At 31.8% G+C, this 19,917-nt stretch carries 12 protein-coding genes and 1 tRNA gene; 4 read left to right on the forward strand and 9 right to left on the reverse strand.

What is annotated here, in order from left to right; genetic code table 11:
• Positions 1 to 4: 4 nt before the first annotated feature.
• The 7 genes from GN138_RS13030 to GN138_RS13060 all read right to left on the reverse strand — a co-directional run bounded on the left by GN138_RS13030 (position 5) and on the right by GN138_RS13060 (position 11,623).
• Positions 5 to 2,278, reverse strand: a complete 2,274-nt coding sequence (locus tag GN138_RS13030; RefSeq protein ID WP_157364444.1) for an alginate lyase family protein — start codon at positions 2,276 to 2,278, stop codon at positions 5 to 7.
• A 109-nt stretch (positions 2,279 to 2,387) separates the two neighbouring features.
• Positions 2,388 to 3,155, reverse strand: coding sequence for an SDR family NAD(P)-dependent oxidoreductase (locus GN138_RS13035; protein ID WP_157364445.1), 768 nt, complete (start codon positions 3,153 to 3,155; stop codon positions 2,388 to 2,390).
• 51 nt (positions 3,156 to 3,206) lie between these two features.
• Entirely contained in the window at positions 3,207 to 4,478 is a 1,272-nt protein-coding gene (locus GN138_RS13040; RefSeq protein ID WP_157364446.1) for an Nramp family divalent metal transporter, read from the reverse strand.
• A 31-nt stretch (positions 4,479 to 4,509) separates the two neighbouring features.
• On the reverse strand, positions 4,510 to 6,393 hold the full coding sequence (gndA, locus tag GN138_RS13045; RefSeq protein WP_157364447.1) for an NADP-dependent phosphogluconate dehydrogenase: 1,884 nt from the start codon (positions 6,391 to 6,393) through the stop codon (positions 4,510 to 4,512).
• 12 nt (positions 6,394 to 6,405) lie between these two features.
• Positions 6,406 to 7,434 carry a polysaccharide lyase family 7 protein gene (locus GN138_RS13050; protein ID WP_157364448.1) on the reverse strand — a complete coding sequence of 343 codons (1,029 nt, stop codon included), beginning with the start codon at positions 7,432 to 7,434 and terminating at the stop codon, positions 6,406 to 6,408.
• Positions 7,435 to 7,489: 55 nt separating this feature from the next.
• Entirely contained in the window at positions 7,490 to 9,805 is a 2,316-nt protein-coding gene (locus GN138_RS13055; RefSeq protein WP_157364449.1) for a chondroitinase-B domain-containing protein, read from the reverse strand.
• Between the two features lie 435 nt (positions 9,806 to 10,240).
• Positions 10,241 to 11,623, reverse strand: coding sequence for a sugar porter family MFS transporter (locus GN138_RS13060; RefSeq protein ID WP_157364450.1), 1,383 nt, complete (start codon positions 11,621 to 11,623; stop codon positions 10,241 to 10,243).
• Between the two features lie 580 nt (positions 11,624 to 12,203).
• On the opposite strand from GN138_RS13060, the gene GN138_RS13065 reads away from it, so the two are divergent.
• A complete protein-coding gene (locus tag GN138_RS13065; protein WP_157364451.1) occupies positions 12,204 to 13,001 on the forward strand; it encodes a hypothetical protein in 798 nt (265 codons plus the stop codon).
• A 77-nt stretch (positions 13,002 to 13,078) separates the two neighbouring features.
• On the opposite strand, the gene GN138_RS13070 is transcribed toward GN138_RS13065, so the two are convergent.
• Positions 13,079 to 13,160 (reverse strand) — tRNA-Leu (locus GN138_RS13070).
• A 161-nt stretch (positions 13,161 to 13,321) separates the two neighbouring features.
• Here GN138_RS13070 and GN138_RS13075 point away from each other — a divergent pair.
• From GN138_RS13075 to pth, 3 genes are all read left to right on the forward strand, one after another.
• Positions 13,322 to 14,263 carry a ribose-phosphate pyrophosphokinase gene (locus GN138_RS13075; RefSeq protein ID WP_157364452.1) on the forward strand — a complete coding sequence of 314 codons (942 nt, stop codon included), beginning with the start codon at positions 13,322 to 13,324 and terminating at the stop codon, positions 14,261 to 14,263.
• 231 nt (positions 14,264 to 14,494) lie between these two features.
• Complete coding sequence (locus GN138_RS13080; protein WP_157364453.1) at positions 14,495 to 15,124, forward strand: 50S ribosomal protein L25/general stress protein Ctc; 630 nt, start codon at positions 14,495 to 14,497, stop codon at positions 15,122 to 15,124.
• 83 nt (positions 15,125 to 15,207) lie between these two features.
• Positions 15,208 to 15,840, forward strand: a complete 633-nt coding sequence (gene pth / locus GN138_RS13085; RefSeq protein ID WP_157364454.1) for an aminoacyl-tRNA hydrolase — start codon at positions 15,208 to 15,210, stop codon at positions 15,838 to 15,840.
• A gap of 57 nt (positions 15,841 to 15,897) precedes the next feature.
• Here the strand turns inward: pth and GN138_RS13090 are convergent, their stop codons facing one another.
• Complete coding sequence (locus tag GN138_RS13090; protein ID WP_157364455.1) at positions 15,898 to 19,857, reverse strand: reprolysin-like metallopeptidase; 3,960 nt, start codon at positions 19,855 to 19,857, stop codon at positions 15,898 to 15,900.
• Positions 19,858 to 19,917 lie beyond the last annotated feature (60 nt).

Genomic DNA, 19,917 nt, shown 5'->3' on the forward strand with positions numbered 1-19,917 from the left:
GGTATTATTTAAAATAATAAGAACCTGACCACTCATAATTCTTATCGTTAATTTTTATGTTATGTTCTGAATCTTTAGTATTATTTGTATTTGCAGTAATAAACAACTTTGTTTTACCATTAATAGTTGTAATAGTAATTGCCGTATACGCATTAGAATCTAAAACTGTTTTTATTTCTTTAATATTACTTTTTGAATTTAAAGCAGACTCTGAAACTGCGCTATAACTTCCGTGTGATTCTATTACAGAAACAAAGGTTCGAGCTTTTGAATTTTTAGTTCTAAGAATTAAGGCAGGATCACGACGTAAATTAAATTCTGGATCGTTTGCGCCAAGTCTAGCAAATAACAATTCGTCTTTAGTATTGGTCACTGTTGTTAATGAATAAAACTTATTATTACTAAACCATGAAAACTTAGTATTCTTACCTGAAGCTTTCCCTAATCCTTCTAAATATAAATGCTGATATCCATTTTTAGAACCTAATGGTTTCAAGGTTTCAGGCGAACTGTATTTAAAATTAGTTTGTAATACTTGTCCGAAATAATAAAAAGGAAAGTCATATTGATTTGCGGTGGCTGAAGTCACCTTCATTATATCTAACATAAATGGCTTTTCAAAATCTTCATCTTTTATGATTGCCATTGTACGAAGCATTGTAGTCCCTGGATAGGCATTTTTTTCAATTGCACTTACAACTTGAACGCTATCATACTCTGAAGAAAAGTAATTTAAATCAGAATGATGTAAACTTCCTATATCATATTTACCTGTAAAATGAGAGGTTTCATTTTGCGTTATTGTATTATGTGCAATAGTTTGTTTTGCCCATGTTTTATTTTCTTTAAGGTAATTACCTCCACCTTTTTGTTCAATATTTACAAAACGAGATAATCCGTAATCTTGAATAACTTCCTCGCCTTTTTCGTATAAAGAATAAGATAGTTTATCATAATGTCCGTGGCTAGAGCCTTGTGATGCATATTTAAAAACTAATTCTATGCCTTGGTTTCTTAGAATACCAACACCTCCTTGTTTTCCTTCTGGACCATCAGATAAATTAATAGATTTTTTAGTGAACGGTTTTTCATTTCCTTCTTTAATACCAAGTGCAACAGCCAAACCAGAATCGTCTAATAAAACTTTATCTTGTTCTTTTGCTATTGATAATAATCCTGGATCTTGGTCTCCAAAATGATAAGATATATCTACAGCTGTTACTAAAGCATTGTTGTAATAAGACATTCCTTTTTGGCCGTCATTCAGTGGGAAGAATTCGCCATCTGCATCAGACAAATTCAATAATGCATTTATAGACTTTAAGAGCACACCTCCTTTATATTCAAAAATTTTTAATTCAGGTTTTACATTATGCAAACCTTCAGCAAAAACTAAAAAGGGATACATAGCGTAACGTTGGTAATATGGCCCTTCATTATAATAACCATCTGGCGAAAACGGTTCTTCTATGTTTGCTAAAAATCCTGCTTTTCCGTCTTTATTCAGAAAACCACCATCATCGTCTTTTTCTTTGGTGTCTAATTTTAAGTCTTTAATTCCGTATAATGCTCTATTAATTAATTCTTCATCATCCATAACCAAACCAATCATTCCAACTGCCGCATTTCCCCATGTACTATGGTTATGAACACGCTGATAAAATTGCGGACTATCTACAGATATATGATCTGCAAATGGTCTGAATAAATTAGTCTCTAGTTTATTTCGTTCTTCTTCCGTTAAGTAATTATAGATACAATCATAGGCCTGACTAACATAAACCAACCAATTAGAATCGTTTAAACATTGCCAGAACAATTTACCTCTAGCATACGATCTTGTTTTTGGATGTAATGGTAAAGTTTTATAAAGTGCCTCATATTCCATTAGCATGTCTTTTACATACTTGGCATATTTTTCGTCATCTAAAATTTGATATAATAAACCTGCTTTTTGAAGTGTAAACCAATTTTGTTTGTGTCTAGAATGTGTATAACCACCAGAATAGTCTTTAGGTATTGGTACATCAATTCCTGCCTCAATTTCAGCATTAACTTCTTCCTTCACCGCTTGCAAAGATTTATCGAAAATTGGAATAGTTCCTAATTGTGCTCTGATATCCTTTACACCTTGAGCAGTTAAAATAAGTTTAGGGTGTTCTTGAGATACTTTGGTTTCTGAAACACTATCAACATCCATTTCATTATCATTTTTACATGCAAACAATACAAGTAAAACTAATATATAAACGAACTTTGAAGTTATTTTATTTTTCATTATTAAATTGGTTTACCAATTTGGTTCACCAATATAGTTATAATATTTTGGTTACCAAAAAGAGATGCTTTTCTAATTAAACGTTATTAATTATATATATTCTTAAAGCTTACATATTATATACACCACCATTAATATCTAGTGTTGCTCCTGTAATAAATCCATCATACTCTGATGCTAAATAGAGTACTGCCCTTGCAACGTCATCTGCATTACCAGCACGCTCAATTGGAATTCCCGCTATGGTTGCTGCAGCAGATTCTTTAGTAGTATGAGTGTTATGAAAAGAAGTTCCTAAAATTAATCCTGGTGCTACCGCATTTACTCTTGTGCCTTGTGAACCAAACTCCGTTGCTAATGCTCTTGTAAAAGTTAAAATTGCACCTTTACTTGTTGCATAAGCCAATGATCCTGGATGACCACCTTTTCGTCCTGCAAGTGAAGCTAAATTAACAATACTACTGTTATCGTTTTTTGCCAAATATGGGCCTGCTGCTCTGGTTACTAACATCATAGATGTCATATTAATATCCATTACTTTATGCCAAAAATCGGTTTTTAAATCTTCTAGTAAATTACGAGCTACTAAAGACCCTGCATTGTTAACCAAAATATCTATACCTCCTAATGCTTCTACCGTTTTATAAACTAAATTATTAGCGTCTTCTTCTTTAGTTAAGTCACCACTTATAGCAACGGCTTTTAAACCTTTAGCTTTAGCATGATCTACCAAAGTATTCGCAGTTTCTGAACTCGAAAAATAATGAATAGCAACATTAGAACCACTATCTATAAAATGCTTTGTAATCGCCTCTCCAATCCCTTGAGCACCTGCTGTAATTAAGACATTTTTCCCTTTTAATTTATTATTTTCCATTGTATTGTTTTTTAATTGTAATGATTGATTAGTTTCTATTTTCTAATAAATTTAAAAATATTCAGTTAAAGCTATGATTCCGTTATAAGAAATAATGCAAGCAAAAAGTAATGATGCAAACAAGCCTATATTAACAAATAAACCGGTCTTATAGTTTTTCATAATTTTTTTATTATTTACCATAATGATGATTCCTAAAATAACAAGCGGTAGTACAAAGACATTAAATACTTGTGATAATATTTGAATTTCTATTGGGTTAGCACCAAAAGCAGGACCAATTAAAGCGACTAAACAAGCTATAAAAGTTATAATTCTAAACTGTTTTGAGTTGGTATCTAAATCTCCAGATTGATAATCTGCAATTAATAATGGTGCAATTAACAAACAGGGAAATATTGAGGATAGCCCAGCACTTAACGCGCCAAAAAAGAAAATGGTAACAGCCCATTTACCAGCAACTGGCTCTAAGGTATTTGCCATATCTAACACATGTGTTACTTCTTTACCTTCATAATACAAAGCACCTGCCGATACAGCCATAATAACACCACTAATTGTAAATATTAAAATTGCAGCTGTAATAGAATCTTTCTTTTGTTGATCTAAGTTCTTAATAGTCCAACCTTTTCCTTTTACAAATAATGGTCTAGATAAAAACGTAGCCGAAGCCATAGTGGTACCAACAAAAGCTGCTACTAACATTTTTCCACCAGGAACATCTGGAATTTTTGGGATAAGTCCTTTAATAACATCCAATGGTAATGGTTGCACAAAATATAATGATAACACAAAAGATAAACCCATTAAGGTTACAAAAATGACTAGAATTTTTTCAAAAAACGTATACTTACCAACTAACATTAACAAGTAAAACGTAACGATAATAACAATTGCAGTTATTAAAACCGTTTGATATTTAAATCCACTTAATCCATCAAAATTAATGGCTAAAATTTCGTAGATAATATTAGAAGAAATACCTAAAATGCCCATTAAGGAGTTCCATTGACCAAAGGTTATACCAACTATAATTAATATTGCAAGTGCTTTACCAAATTTTAAATGTTTTTTAAATCCGTATAGCGCTGTTTCACCTGTTATTAACCCATAATTACCATAAGCAAACATTAATACACCAGAAAACAAACAACTTAAAAACAATACCCAAAGTAAATCCATATTAAACTTACTACCCGCAACAATCATAGAAGTTACACTACCCGTACCGATGGTGTAACCAATAGCAAAAATACCAGGTCCGAAACCTAAAATAATAGCAATAATTTTTTTGAGTAGAGATTTGTTTGTTGTTGCTTCCATTTAATTTAGTTATTATTTAGTCGTTATGCTTTTATACCCAGTTGGTATGATGTGGCTTTCCAGAAGGATCATCCAATCTTAAATAGGTATGTGCTCCAAAATAATCGCGTTGGGCTTGTATAACATTTGCCGAAGCATATTTGGTGGTTATCCCATTTAAAAACTGAATAGCTTCACTTAAAGCTGGTGTAGTTAAATCATTTAATAAACATTGTGAAACTACCTTTTTTGCAGAAGGTTTTAATTGCTTCACTTGTTCAATTAATTCCGTATTAGTTAAAATGTTAGTGGTTTCTTTAAAAATGCTAACTAATTCTTCCATTAGTGTAGACCTTATAATGCAACCATTTGTCCAAATTCTTGCAATTTCACTAAGATTAAGATTCCATTCAAATTTAATTGAAGCTTCTGATATGAGTTTAAAACCTTGATAATGGTTTATTATTCTTGCAAATTGATAGGCTTCTAAAACCGCGTTAGTTGTAATGTTTAATTCTGAAGTATTTTCAGTTTCAATAAGCTCACTTAGTTGTAATCGTTCTTCTTTATAAAACGAAATATATCTCGAAAACAACGCTGAACTGATAAGTGTACTTGGCACACCTAATTCTGCTGAGGCAATGGTGGTCCAGTTTCCTGTTCCTTTATTTCCTGCTTTGTCTAATATTTTATTAACTAACCAATCATTACCTTCTTTCTTTTTAAAAATTGAAGTTGTAATTTCTAGTAAATAACTATTTGCTGAATTTTTCCACGACTCTAAAGTTTGAGAAATTCCATCAGGATTTTGACCTAAAGCTTCTAAAATAGTTGATACTTCTGCCAAAAGTTGCATTTCTACATATTCAACTCCATTGTGTACCATTTTTATAAATTGACCACTTCCTTCTGGACCAACATACGTGCAACATGGTAAACCGTTTTTGTCTTTAGCCGAAATGGTTTCTAAAAAAGGGGCAACTTTATCATAAGCGTCTTTATCTCCACTTGGCATAATTGATGGTCCTTTTAAAGCACCTTCTTCTCCACCAGAAACTCCTGTTCCTATGAAACGAATGCCTTTAGCTTTTAAATAATCGTAACGCTCTTTGGTTTTTTTATAGTTAGAATTTCCACCATCAATAATAATATCATTTTCAGATAAATGAGGTAACAAATCTTCTATAACGTAATCTATTGTCTTGCCTGCATTAACCATGAGCATTATACGTCTTGGTTGTTGTAAAGAATTTACAAATTCTGAGATATCATCAAAAGCTTGTGCTTGCGATAATTCTGAATATTGCGCTTTAAAATTTTTAGCTACGTCCACTTCAATACCATCAACATGCCTATTAAACATTGAAATTTTAAAACCATTATTGGCTAAATTTCTACACAGGCTTTTTCCCATGACGCCTAATCCAAATAATCCAAATTCTGAAGTATTCATTAATTCGTGTTTTATCTTTTTAATTATTTCTTCTGGTGTTAAACTAATGTCTATTGTAATAGCTGTCTCAGGATTTTCTAAAGTATCAAACTGCGATTTCAGTAATGCTGAAGGCATAAAATGGTCCGCTCTACTATTGACTCTTTCAAAAATTTGATTGAATGTTCCTGTTAAATGTATCCATTCGGTTTTATCTTCAATAGTATCACTTAATATTGTACGATACTTTTGCTTTAATGCTGAACATACAATAACACAACTACTTTCTTTAATCTGCTTTACGGCTAATAAATTTAAAGCCTCTAACCAACCTTGTCTATCATTATCATTTAAAGCTTGTCCGCTAGACATCTTTTTAATATTGGCTTCTGGATGATAATCATCGCCATCAAAAAAAGGAATATCTAATTCTTTTGCAAGCAAATTCCCTATGGTGCTTTTGCCACAACCAGAAACTCCCATAACAAAAATTGCTTTTTTCAACGTGATATAGTTTTATAAGTTGGGGTCAGTACTTTCACCTACAGTTGCAGTTTTAAACCAAACCTCAGCATAACTTCCGTTAGCATATTGTTTTGTAATATCACCTTCGTAAGTTTGAGAACCTGTTTTAATATTAGCTTGATTATAGGCTCCTTGTTTAAAATAATTGATTTCGCCTGCATATGCAATTTCACGCTCTACTCCTACTGTTCTTTTCGCCGAATATACATCTATAATTTGCTGCGGAATATCTTCCTTTTTTGCAAAATCCGATGCTATTAAACTCTTTGTAAATTTAACGGTTTCATGACCTTCGCTTGTAAACGTTAAATACATAATACCTTTATAAACATTAATTTCGTAACTAAATTCTTCATTTAAAGCAATGCCATCTTTTGGCTCTTCTGGGAAGGTTGCTGCACCTGTACCAACCTTTGAGAAATCGTAACCCCAAACTGCAGAAGAATAATCCCAGCGACCAGAATTATCGCCTTCGGTGTTAATTTCGTAATTCCAAAACACTGAACCTTTGGTATGACCAGGAAATTTCTTGTAATAAATTTTTATAGGTTCGTTTTCATGACCTTCACCACTATGAATTTGCCCAACAACTACTGAAAAAGCAGAAGGCGAAGTAGCGTCTCCTGTTGTAGATACATTCTTTACTTTTAAAGTTCCTGTTAATTTACCGCCTTCTTCAGGTATCCAATGTTTTTTCTCGCCTAGCTCAGTCCTAGTATTGCTTGAAGTTTTAGATGTTATCCCAGAATTTGGGGTTTTATAAACAACCCAATCCGTTTCGTTTTCTGTTTCAACATAAAAGAAATTGTCCTTAGAAAAATTTACTAAATCCTCTTCATAAACGCCATCTCCTGTTAAAATTTTCCATTTGTCCATAAATGGAATAACATCATTTGGTACTTTTTTAGTTTTTTTAACTTCTGAAACCGTTTCTTCTGTTGTTTCATCTATTGTTTTAGCATTGTTTTTACAGGCAAGAATTGCTAATAATGTGAATATTGTGAATAGTTGTTTTTTCATTTTGAAGTTTTATAAAATTATAGCTTGTTAAATTCTTGGCATTCGGAAGAACTTATTAATACATCAACTTTTGCTTTAAGTTTTCTTCAGTTTTAATTTTTCCTGAATTGACTAATGTGTTATTAGATTCTACATTATTTTTTGCGCCCCAAAGAATTGATACAAACTGAACCTTATTATTTTTAAAGGTATTATTGTTAATGTTTACATTTACAATACCTCTATGATTTAATAAAATTCCGTTTTTCTCTTTGGCTCCGCAATTAGTGAATGTGCTGTTATTAACTAATAAATTTCCTCCAATTGTAGATTCATCATAACCGCCTCTGTAATAATCAATCACATTTTGTTTTACGTTGGTAAACTGACAGTTCTCTATTGTTAAATACTCTGTGTTATAATCGCCTCTGTCGTTAGTTTCTTCAGAAAGTTCTATACCATTTTCACAATTAGAAATTGATGTGTTTTTAAATGTAATTTCTTCTGAAAACGATTGCTTGTAAACCTTTAATGCATAATTAAAATTACTGATTTCAGAATCTATAACATCTAACCCAAAGTGGTTAGACATATTTTCTTTTAAACTAGCAAAAGCATATTGAGAACCTGCTCCTTTTAGTTTGATGCCTTTTAAGGTTAACTTTCCATAAGGATGTAATTCTATTGCAGGTGTATTTGCTGCACCTGAATAAACGATTTCAGCATTTCCTTTAGATTGAATGGTAACGGATTTATTAATAATTAATGAGTTCGAAATTTCATAAACACCTTCATTTAATTCAATTATATCACCACTTTCAGCTTCTTTTAGCTTAGCGATTAATTCTGAAACATTAGCTACTGTATGTGTTTTAGCTTCTTTAGCTTCAACATCATTTGAATACCAATCTGCACCATATTTAGATTTATCTAATAGATTTAGATTAATGTTTTCGGCATTTAAAATAGCACCTATTTGATTTGATTTCTCTCTTGAATTTCCTAATAAATCGGCAGTTATTGTTTCAAAATCATAGCCTTTGTAAACTTCTACATCATCAAAACCAGACGTTGGTACAGAAAGCCCTGTTCCTATATCTGTTAATGCTAATTCTTTGGCAATTAAACCATGACTGTTTTTAATTTCAACCCCATTGTTATCAATAACATTGCTTGCAAAGGTTACTCCATCTGCTTTGTCGTGCTCAACAATTGGGTTAGCATCGCCTTTAGAATTATATATGACGTTATTTACAACTTCTGTTCTAAGAGGTCTTGCAGAACGAATTTCAGATTTTGGTAATACATCTGCTTGTGCAATGTTTGTACCTACACCAAATTGCCATGGCGAATCTGAATCTACAAACGTATTGTAAGCCACAACAACATCAGTAACTTGGTTATATCTGTTTAATGGCGATTTAGGTATACCATTCATTATAGCAATAGGACTTCTAAAGTTCTTTCCTTTTATTTTGTAGAATAAATTATTAATTACCCAGTGCCCAGTATTGATAATTCTAATGCCTCCATATTGGTCATTAACACCATCACCAATAAAATAATTTCCGTCTACAGTGACGTAGTTACCATGACGTGTTACAACAGAACCTTCACTTTTATAAAAGACATTATTTTTAATGATGTTGAAGTTGGTTTTACTCGAAATAATTTCAACTTCACCATTACACTCTTCAAATAAGTTATTAGCGATTAATGTATTACTTGGCGACATGGACGTAAAGCTACTTCCTAACTGAATAGTTTCTCCTCTTGCTCCGCCTTTTCTTGGTCTTGGACCAAAGTGATTATTAACTATTTTGTGATAATTTCTAATGCTTTGATTTCCTTTTAAATCTACTCTTACTGTCGGCCCACCATTTGTTTTACCAGCAATGTAACAATTGCTTAATTCGTTATGTTTTCCGTAGAATTGTACCCAAAGATTATCTTGATCGCGTTCTAGGTTATTAAAATCTAAAATAACACAGTTGGTAACTTTTGAATGGTTAGCAACTTCTTTTTCACTAGTTCTAAAGGCGATTACATTAGTTTTTGGCGAATGTCCATTTCTAAAAAACAAACCAGAAACCTCCAGATAATTTCCGCTAATTTCTAGGCTAGATTCACCTTCTATAAATACCTTTCCTGGTGTTTCGGCCTTAAGAGTTATTGGCTTATCTTCTGTACCTTCTCCTACCAATTTAATTTCAAAATCTGTGTAGGTGCCATTTTTTAATACAATATCATCGCCTGGTTGCGCATTTTTAATAGCGTCTTGTAATTCTTCACTAGTTGAAACTAATAAATTAGATTCTGAATTTGAGTTCGTTTTTTCACCACAAGATAAAAATGTGATTAATAAACTTAGAATAATTAAATAATTTTTCATTTGCTATTATATTGTATGATATTAATATCTATTTTGAGAGGATTAATATTAATTTTAGAGAATGCGGCTACTCAATAAGAACCTATAAATTTACTGTTTTATTACAGTTTTCAGGAGGTTGCATTACTTCATAAAATTAAGATTATCCACTATTGAATTGGCACTATTTTAAATAACAATATCCGTACAATTACTAACGGTAAATACAAGATATTGAACTAAACCAATACCCTAAATAAGCATCAATTCTTCTTTAATGCAACACCTATTCAAAATTGGTTAACCAGTTTGGTCAACCAAAAATAAAATAATTTTTCAATCTAAGCGCATTTATTAAGTTAATTCTGCATACAATTAAGTTAATAACACAAATAAATGGACAATTTTATAAACTATCTTAATCTAATAATTTAATATGTTGTTGAGATTCTTTTATTATTTCCAAAAAGACTCTATTTCCTCAAGTGATTTTCCTTTAGTTTCAGGTATAAACTTATAAGTAACAAATACTATTACTAGTATAAAGGCTATAAAAATATAATATGGCAGTGAACCACTCCACATCTCACTGTTATTAGTTTCACTTTCCATAATAACAGGAAACGATTGAGAAACTACATAGTTTGCTGCCCATTGCGCAGCTACCGCTACAGACATAGCTACACTCCTTATTGTATTAGGAAACATTTCTGATAATAAAACCCAAACTACTGGTCCCATGGATAACGCAAAAGACGCAATAAAAACAAGTACACCTATTAACGAAACTATACCAACGGCCTGTAATTGAAGTGAAACCGCTAATAATAAAAAGCCAAGAATCATACCAACAGAACCAATATACAGAAGTGGTTTTCTTCCAAATTTATCTACAGTATACATTGCAATAAACGTAAATACAAGATTTACAAACGCTAATAGAATTTGTTGCTTTAAGACATCATCTTTACCAAAACCTAGAGCTTTTTCAAATATATCTGCTCCATAATATAACACAGCATTTATACCTGTAAATTGTTGCAAAACTGATAATAAAGTACCAATAGTAATTATGACTAAAATTGCCTTAGAAAAATAATTTATATTAACCTTACGCTTTGTATTTTCATCTTTTAATGAGGTTTTTATTTCATCAATTTCTAACAGTGCTTCTTCATTGTTGTGTATTTTATTAAGGACTTCTAAGGCTTGTGTCTCTTTATTTTTTAAAGCTAACCACCTTGGGCTTTTAGGTATAAAAAACATAAGGATTAAAAATAATCCACTAGGAATAAGTTCTGACCAAAACATTTGTTTCCACCCAAAAGCAATATTTTCTGCTTCTGTTAAACCATTACCGATATAATATGTTGCTAAAAAGACCACAAAAAAACCAACAACAATTGCCAATTGATAGTAGGTTACCATACGACCTCTGATATTGCTTGGTGCAATTTCTGCAATGTACATAGGCGCATTCATTGAAGCTATACCAATACCTAAACCTCCTATTATTCTAAATACAACAAGCATACTTACAGTTTCTGGTAACATTGTCGGTAAACCAGAACCCCAAGCAGATAAAGAGAATAAAATTGCAGAGATGATTAAAGACCACTTACGACCAATTTTAATGCTTAACGGCCCAGCAACTATTGCACCTATAAAACAACCTAAAAGCGCACTACCAACAACCCAACCTTTAGTCGCTGCATCTAACTCAAAATACTTACTTAAATAAAATTGAGCACCATTAATAACACCTGTATCATATCCAAAAAGCAGTCCTCCTAAAGCAGACACTGCCGCTATAAGGATTAAGTATATTTTTTTATTCATTTAAATTGTTTATTAGTTTATTTAGAGGCTTAAAAATAATACAATTAAACTAATAATTTTGCCTTGTGATACATTCAAATTATTAAATTTTTAATTTTTAAAACTTATTATTATTTCCATTATAAATTTATCACTGATCTACTAATAAATTCTTAAAATTATACAACGGTATAAATAAAGCTTTTAAAATAGTTTTACATGAAATGTCTTCACAATTTTACTGAAACAATTTCTTTTATTTTGAAACACATGTTTCCTTTATATAAAATTATCTTACTAACTATTCTTTTTAATTGTAAATCTGAAAAATTAACAATTTAAAAGTTAATTAACGCAACTAACTCTAGCACTATTACAGAAGAACCAAATAATTAGAAATGCATGAAAAAAGCGCCTCCTAAAAAACCCAAAAACCTCAACATTACATTCTAAAACCAAGTGGCATAATTTTTATAGGCTTTTAATTCACTTTTTAGATTCACAAACAAGAATCATAATACAAATATGTTTAAAAAATAAGCTGCTATTAAAAAATATTTTTATATTAGCCTACCTACTTATTATAAAAACCCAAATTGACATGAGAAACACCTACATTTTTCTACTAACTCTATGTGTGCCGTTTTTAAATCTAACGGCTCAATCTAATTGTTCTGAAGCTAGCTCTTATATTGTTTATGCATTATCACATTCCGAATCAGCTTTAAATGCCAATAATGTAACACACGCTAAACATTTTGCTGAACGATCTCGAGAAGCCTTTTTATCAGTTCAAAAATCTCTTAACAATTGCCAATGCGAAGAAGTTGATGATTTAGTATATGATGCCATAGATTATTTAGCCAAAGCAAAAAAAGTAGATAAGTTAGATGATGCTTATTATTATGCTAACAAAGGAAAACAATTTGCAGAAGCTACAATTGAGAAATTAAACATTTGTACCGATATAAGAAATGAAGATGTCGAATTAGCAAACCCAGAAACACTAGAATTAACTGAAAACACTAATGATACATACAACTCTGTTTCTATAGAAGAACAACAAAACCTATTAGAACAGCAACAACGCGAACTAGAGCGCAAACAACAAGAATTACAAGAGCAACTAGCTCTAAAAAAAGCACAAGAGTTACATCTAAAAAAAGAAGCTTTAATTAAAAAATTAGAATTAACTGTTTCTACTAATATTGAAACATTTAATAATGCCTTAAAAGCGTGTAATTGTGAAAAAGAAACGTTAAAAGCAAATCTTCAAAAAAAAGAATTACAATCTAAGTCAATAGATGATATTAAGGATTCTGCAATTAATGTTCTAAAAGAACTTACATCTAACTATATGCAACAATTAGCTGATTGTGATGCAGAAATAGAAGATTAACAAAATAAAGATTATAAACAGACTACTTTAAGACAAAACCCCTTTAAAATAATAGTTATTTTAAAGGGGTTTTTCTGTACTCAAGGTGGGAATCGAACCCACACGACCGAAGTCACTGGATTTTGAATCCAGCGCGTCTACCAATTCCGCCACTTGAGCTAATAACATCTACTCGCGTATTTTCGGATTGCAAAAATAGACAATTATTTCTGCTAAGCAATCAAAATTAGTATGATTTATACTTTTTGTAGTAAAATATTTTTCTAAATTTGAACTAAATATACAACACACAAACCCCTCAACTAAACAACTGATAACAAATGATGTACGAAACTAAAGAAGCCAAAATTTTTACATGCGAACAAAGCAGATACCTCGCAGAACAAATAGCTTCAGCATACGGGGTGAAATTAGGCAACGTAATTACATCAACTTATAGTGATGGAGAATTTCAGCCATCTTATGAAGAATCCATTAGAGGAACGCGCATATTCATTATTGGATCTACGCATCCTGGCCCAGAAAATTTAATGGAAATGTTGCTAATGATTGATGCGGCAAAACGTGCCTCAGCAAGACACATAACAGCTGTTATGCCATATTTTGGCTGGGCAAGACAAGATAGAAAAGATAAACCTAGAGTTCCTATTGCTGCAAAATTAGTTGCAAAAATGTTAGAAGCAGCTGGTGCAACTCGTATTATTACAATGGACTTACATGCTGATCAAATACAAGGTTTTTTTGAAAAACCTGTAGATCACTTATTTGCTTCAACGATATTTTTACCATACTTAGAAGGTCTAAATTTAGATAACCTAACTATAGCTTCTCCAGATATGGGAGGATCTAAGCGTGCATATGCTTATTCCAAAGCCTTAAAAAGTGACGTTGTAATTTGTTATAAACAACGTGCTAAGGCCAACGTTATTTCTCACATGGAACTCATTGGTGATGTTACGGGTAAAAACGTTGTGTTAGTAGATGATATGGTAGATACTGCAGGTACGCTAACAAAAGCAGCAGATCTTATGATGGAAAGAGGTGCTCTAAGTGTTAGAGCTATTTGTACACATCCAATTTTATCAGGTAATGCTTATGAAAAACTAGAAAACTCTAAACTAGAAGAATTAATTGTAACAAATTCCATTCCTTTAAAAGGTGAAAGTAAAAAATTAAGGGTACTAAGCTGTGCTACCTTATTTGCAGAAGTTATGCACCATGTTCACCATAACGAATCAATTAGCAATAAATTTGTAATGTAAAGCCATGTTAACCAATACAATAAAACAATTCTATTTGTTCTATTTCTGTAATTGATTAATTAAAACTGCACTTAAAAACATCTATATCACGCGGTTTATTAAAAAATGTACTAAGAATACTAGTATATTCATATAATATGTCTAAATTTGCAGCCCTTTATAGCAAAAATTGTAAAAAAGGGAAACCCTCAAAATGAGGTAATTAATATTTAATAATAAACATTTTATAAAATGAAATCAATTACAATCAACGGATCTCAAAGAGAAAGCGTAGGCAAAAAAGCAACTAAAGCCTTACGTAATGCTGGTCAGGTTCCTTGCGTTTTATACGGAGGAGACAAGCCATTTCATTTCTCAGCACCAGAATTGGCATTCTCTAAACTTGTATATACTGCTAACGCGCATACAGTTGTGATTGCCTTAGATAATGGTGAAGAATTTAATGCAGTAATGCAAGATATTCAATTTCACCCAGTAACAGATAGAATTATACATATCGATTTTTACCAAATTTTTGAGAATAAAGCCATTACAATGGAAATTCCTGTGCGTACAGTAGGTTCTTCTCGAGGTGTAATGAATGGTGGTAACTTAAGAGTACCTTACCGTAAACTTAAAGTTAAAGCTATCCCTTCTAAATTACCAGATTTTATTGAAGTAGATATTACTCCGTTAAAAATAGGAAACAAACTTTACATCACTGAATTACAAAATGAAGATTATTCATTCTTACACCCAGACAATACAGTTGTTTGCCAAGTAAGACGTAGTAGATTAGCAGTTATGGATGCTGATGACGATGATGATGATGATGAAGATGTTCCTGCAACTGAACAAGACAGTAGTGCTGCGGAACAATAATAGATTATTCCTATTTCAAATTTTTAAAAAGCATTCTATTTATAGGATGCTTTTTTTATTTTTACACAAACTAGAAATACACCATGTGTAAGTTTTTTAAAGAATGGTTAGGTCTGGGCAATAAAACAGAATTAACTGAAGAAGAAAAGATGAAAAAATTCTTAATTGTAGGCTTAGGAAATATAGGAGATAAATACACCAATACAAGACATAATATTGGGTTTAAAATTCTAGATTTTTTAGCTGATGAAAATTCTATAACTTTTGAAACCGCAAAACTAGGTGATATTGCTACTCTAAAAATAAAAGGACGCACCTTAATACTACTAAAACCAAGTACTTTTATGAACCTCAGTGGTAAAGCCATTAAATACTGGTTAGAAAAAGAAAAAATACCTCAAGAAAATTTACTCGTGGTTACAGACGATTTAAACTTACCTTTTGGAGCATTACGTCTTAAAACAAAAGGTAGTGATGGTGGACACAATGGTTTAAAGGACACTCAAAACAAATTACAAACCACTAAATACAATAGATTTAGGTTTGGTATTAGTAATGAGTTTAGTAAAGGCAGACAAGTAGATTACGTTTTAGGAGAATGGAATGCTGAAGAAAACGCTAAACTAAAGGAACGTTTACTAAAATCTGCAGAACTTGTTAAATCTTTCGCATTAGCAGGTATTAATAATACAATGAATCAATTTAATGGAAAATAAAACCCTCCAATAATTAAAATTATTAGAGGGTTAAAAACAAAATCGATTATAAAATAATTATTCTATAACAATTTTTTTGATCATCTGACGCAAGCCATCCCTGACTTGAACCAAATAAACTCCTGTTTCAACTCTATTTAATTTTATTTCTTCATTAAATATTTGAGTTGAATTGAATTGTTTTTCAAAAATTCTTCTTCCCCTTAAGTCAAAAACATCAACCTCAATTATTTTAGATTGAACGTTATTCATAATTATATTAAAGTTACCATGGCTAGGATTAGGGTAAATATTTAAATCAATATTAGATGAAATCTCATTTACATTTAATGTTGGAACCATACAAACATATAATTCAAACTTCTCAATAGAACCTCCATCTTGGGCAGCATCATCTGTAACAGCTAATGTCCAATCTCCACCAGCAGGCTCTCCATTCAATACAGTTAAATCCCCTTCAGGAAGGTAGTTGCCAGTAAATGGCGTAGAACCATCAGTAATTGAGGTAGTAGCGTCTGCATCAAATATTGTATTTGTATAGTTATCACCATTACCTCCATTATCGGTAGATAGCTCCACAATAGTTCCTATTGGACTAATTAAATAAATATCTAAATCATTGGCCCAAGTATGCGTTATATCTATTAAAACATTAATATCATTAACAACTCCAGATTCCGCAATAGTTATAATTGATGTATACGTAACATTACCAGCGTTACTAATAGTTATTGGCGTATCTGCTGCTGTAATTGTACTACACTCTACATCGCAAACGTCTCCAATTCCATTTCCATTTGCATCAGCCTGATCTGTATTTGAAACATATGGACAGTTGTCATTTTCATTTAAAATTGTATCATTATCAATATCATCATCACATACATCTCCTATACCATCATTATCTGTATCTTCTTGATCAGCATTTGCTGTTAATGGGCAATTATCAGAATCATTAGGAACTCCATCACTATCGTCATCAGCCTGAGCAACACCACAAATTTCTATCACCCAACTATCTAAAGTACCACTATCTAAAAAGAAATTATCAGATGCGTTTAAGGTCCAATCTCCGTTAGATAAACTTCCATTTAATTGTGTTAAATCTCCTTCGGGAATAAAAGACCCAGTAAATGGAGCAGAACCTGAGGTAATTGATATACTAGCATCATTATCAAATACAGTACTTGTGTAATTATCTCCATTACCACCATTATTTTCAGTTAAAATAATCTCTGTTCCAGTTGGAGATATAAGCACTAAAGTTACGTCTTCTAAATATGAATGGCTTACATTAACTGTAACGTTAACATCTGTAATTAATAAAGGAGTAGCTATGTTTATTACCGAATTTATTCCATTATTACCTATAGGAATAGACATTGGTGTATCTGTTGAATTAAAAATTGTACAACTAATATTGGCTGTAGTAAAAGTACCTTGCGAGTAATTACCAGACCCACAATCATTGATACCTTTTACTCTCCAATAATAGGTAGTAAGAACAAGTAAATTTGTAGCTGTATACGTTGTATCATTTAATAGTGAACCGTCAACTATATCAGTAAAACCAACATCAGTAGCAATTTCAATTTCGTAAGATGTTGCATTTATGTCTGCATCCCAAGAAAATATTGCTGCATCAGCGTATACATCAGTGGCACCTTCGGTTGGAGTAATTAAATTTAATGTTGAAAAATTAGTATCAAACACATTAAATTCTACATCAACAGAGTTGGTTACTGAACCAGAAGTACCAACTATAGTAAACGGGTAACTTCCAGAGGTTAAATTATCTATACCATCTATTGTAGCAGTCACTGAAGTACCATCAGCAGTTACCGTAGCAGGTGAAAATATTGCCGTAGCGCCTGTTGGCAAACCTGTAGCACTAAATGTGGTTGTGTCTGAAAATCCTAAAAATGTATTATAAGTATAATTAAATACAGCATCATCTGGAGCGCATACATCTATAAATTGGTCTACTACATTTAGAACAAATTCAGATTCTTGAATAGTAAAATTAGTAAGATTAATTGCATAAAATATATTGTCATTACCTTCAACTTTAACCCTAACTGAAGACGAATCACCTCCAATATTTGGCACTGTAACATCTTGCGAACCATCATTTGAAACACCACTTTCCAATACAAATGGAAATGTATAACCACCATCAATAGATAATAAAATATTTACAGTAGGTGTATTTACAGAACCACTATCCGTATTTGCAACATCCCAAGTTACAGTTTGAACAGAACCAACATCCCAAGTTTCGTTAGTAGATTGAGACGTTACTAAAAATGGCCCTGTAGTATCATCAACAGTAACTACCATAGTATCAAAATCACTTTGCGGTGTTTGACCCACACCATTCTCTTCTGATCTATCTCTTACAATTAACGCAAAATTTAAGACTCTGCCCACGTTAGAAACTGTTTCCCAAGACGAGTTATCTGCTGTAACAGTTGGGTTAGTTTCTGTTAATTCATTAGAGACTACACGATCTATAATAGGCATGTAACGATTTGTTGAAACACTAGGAGGACGAGACCTCCATACTGCTCCCGTAGTTTTTGTAGGTCCAAAATTTCCTGTAGTTGTAACGCCATCATCAATTTGTTCCCATGTATAAGTTAAAACATCATTTGTATCTCCATCTGTTGCAGCGCCTTTTAAGACAAATGCTGTGCCAACAGGTATAGTATAATCTAAACCTGCATCTGCAACTGGAGGGCTATTTGTAATAGGAGTGCTTGTCCAACATGTATTTCCATCTAAATTATCTAATATTTGTGTAATACTATAATAGTGAAAATAAGGGTCTGAATGATTTTGAACATCACTACTCGTAATTCCGGCATATCCCATTATTGTTGTGCCACTTCCAGGTTCTGCGTTTACACCTGTACCTTCTGAAGCATATGAAAACGTATGATTTGCTCCCATTTGGTGTCCTATTTCATGTGGCACGTAATCAATATCAAAGAAATCAGACATATATGGACCTCCATCATTATCTAAAAAGGAATGTGAAGAAAAACCACTTCCTTTAGAGCCATTTTCACAAACACAACCTATACAACCTGCATTTCCATTATTTGTTCCATAATCAAATAAGTGACCAATATCGTAATTGGCCTCTCCAATATTACTTGTAAGTGTTGATTGTAATTCTGAATTTAAAGAATTAGTATAAGGGTCTGTACTAGCGTCTGGATAAATAATTTCAGTACCTGTAACCAAGGTAAAAGTTACTGCCATATCTACCTCAAAAACCTCATTAACTCTATTTAAAGTTGAAACCACCTGAGCTAAGGCATCGTCTTGAGCACTACCATTAGTAGCGTTGCCATCATCCCAAAAATTGGTATATTCACCAGTTGAAGAAATAGCAATTCTAAACGTTCTTAATATTTGGTCGTTAGCATCTCTGCTTAAAAATTCAGAAGGATTACTTTTAGTAATAAAATCTTGCGTTAAACATTCAAAATCATTTAGCTCTTGCTCTTTAGCGTCTTGACTGTAAACAACATAATCACTTGAATTAGATTTTTGTAATGGCACTAAAAAACACAACTCTGAATTAGGGTAGGTTACCATACTCTGCAATCCGGCTGGAGAAATTGTGAAACGAGCTCTAGCGCCAGGTGTTTTGGTACTAAACCCTAAATAAGTTTTAATATTTGGATATAGTAAAGATAATTCACTAGATAGAACAGGTGTTTCAACAACTTTAAACTCCTCTAAATCACCTTCTAAATTTGGTAAATAAATCTTAGTACTAGATACAATTGTAGTAGTTGAACGTATTGGGGCATTTTCTAGTTGTGCTTTAAAAGCTTCAAAATCTAATTGATAAGTTAGGTAATACTTTTCATTCAATTTAGTTTTGTTTAAAACTCCATTTTTTTTATTTTCTACTGTTTTTTTCCAATAACTCTGCTGCGCTGTTACTGAAAATGAAAATAAAAATAGGAATAATGCCAAAACATAATGTAGTTTTGTTTTCATATATTTTTTTGTAAAAGTTAGGATGCCTCGAAAATATGATATTTTTTCAGAACCTTTCTT

The organism is Winogradskyella endarachnes (assembly GCF_009741275.1).
Taxonomy (GTDB): Bacteria; Bacteroidota; Bacteroidia; order Flavobacteriales; family Flavobacteriaceae; genus Winogradskyella; species Winogradskyella endarachnes.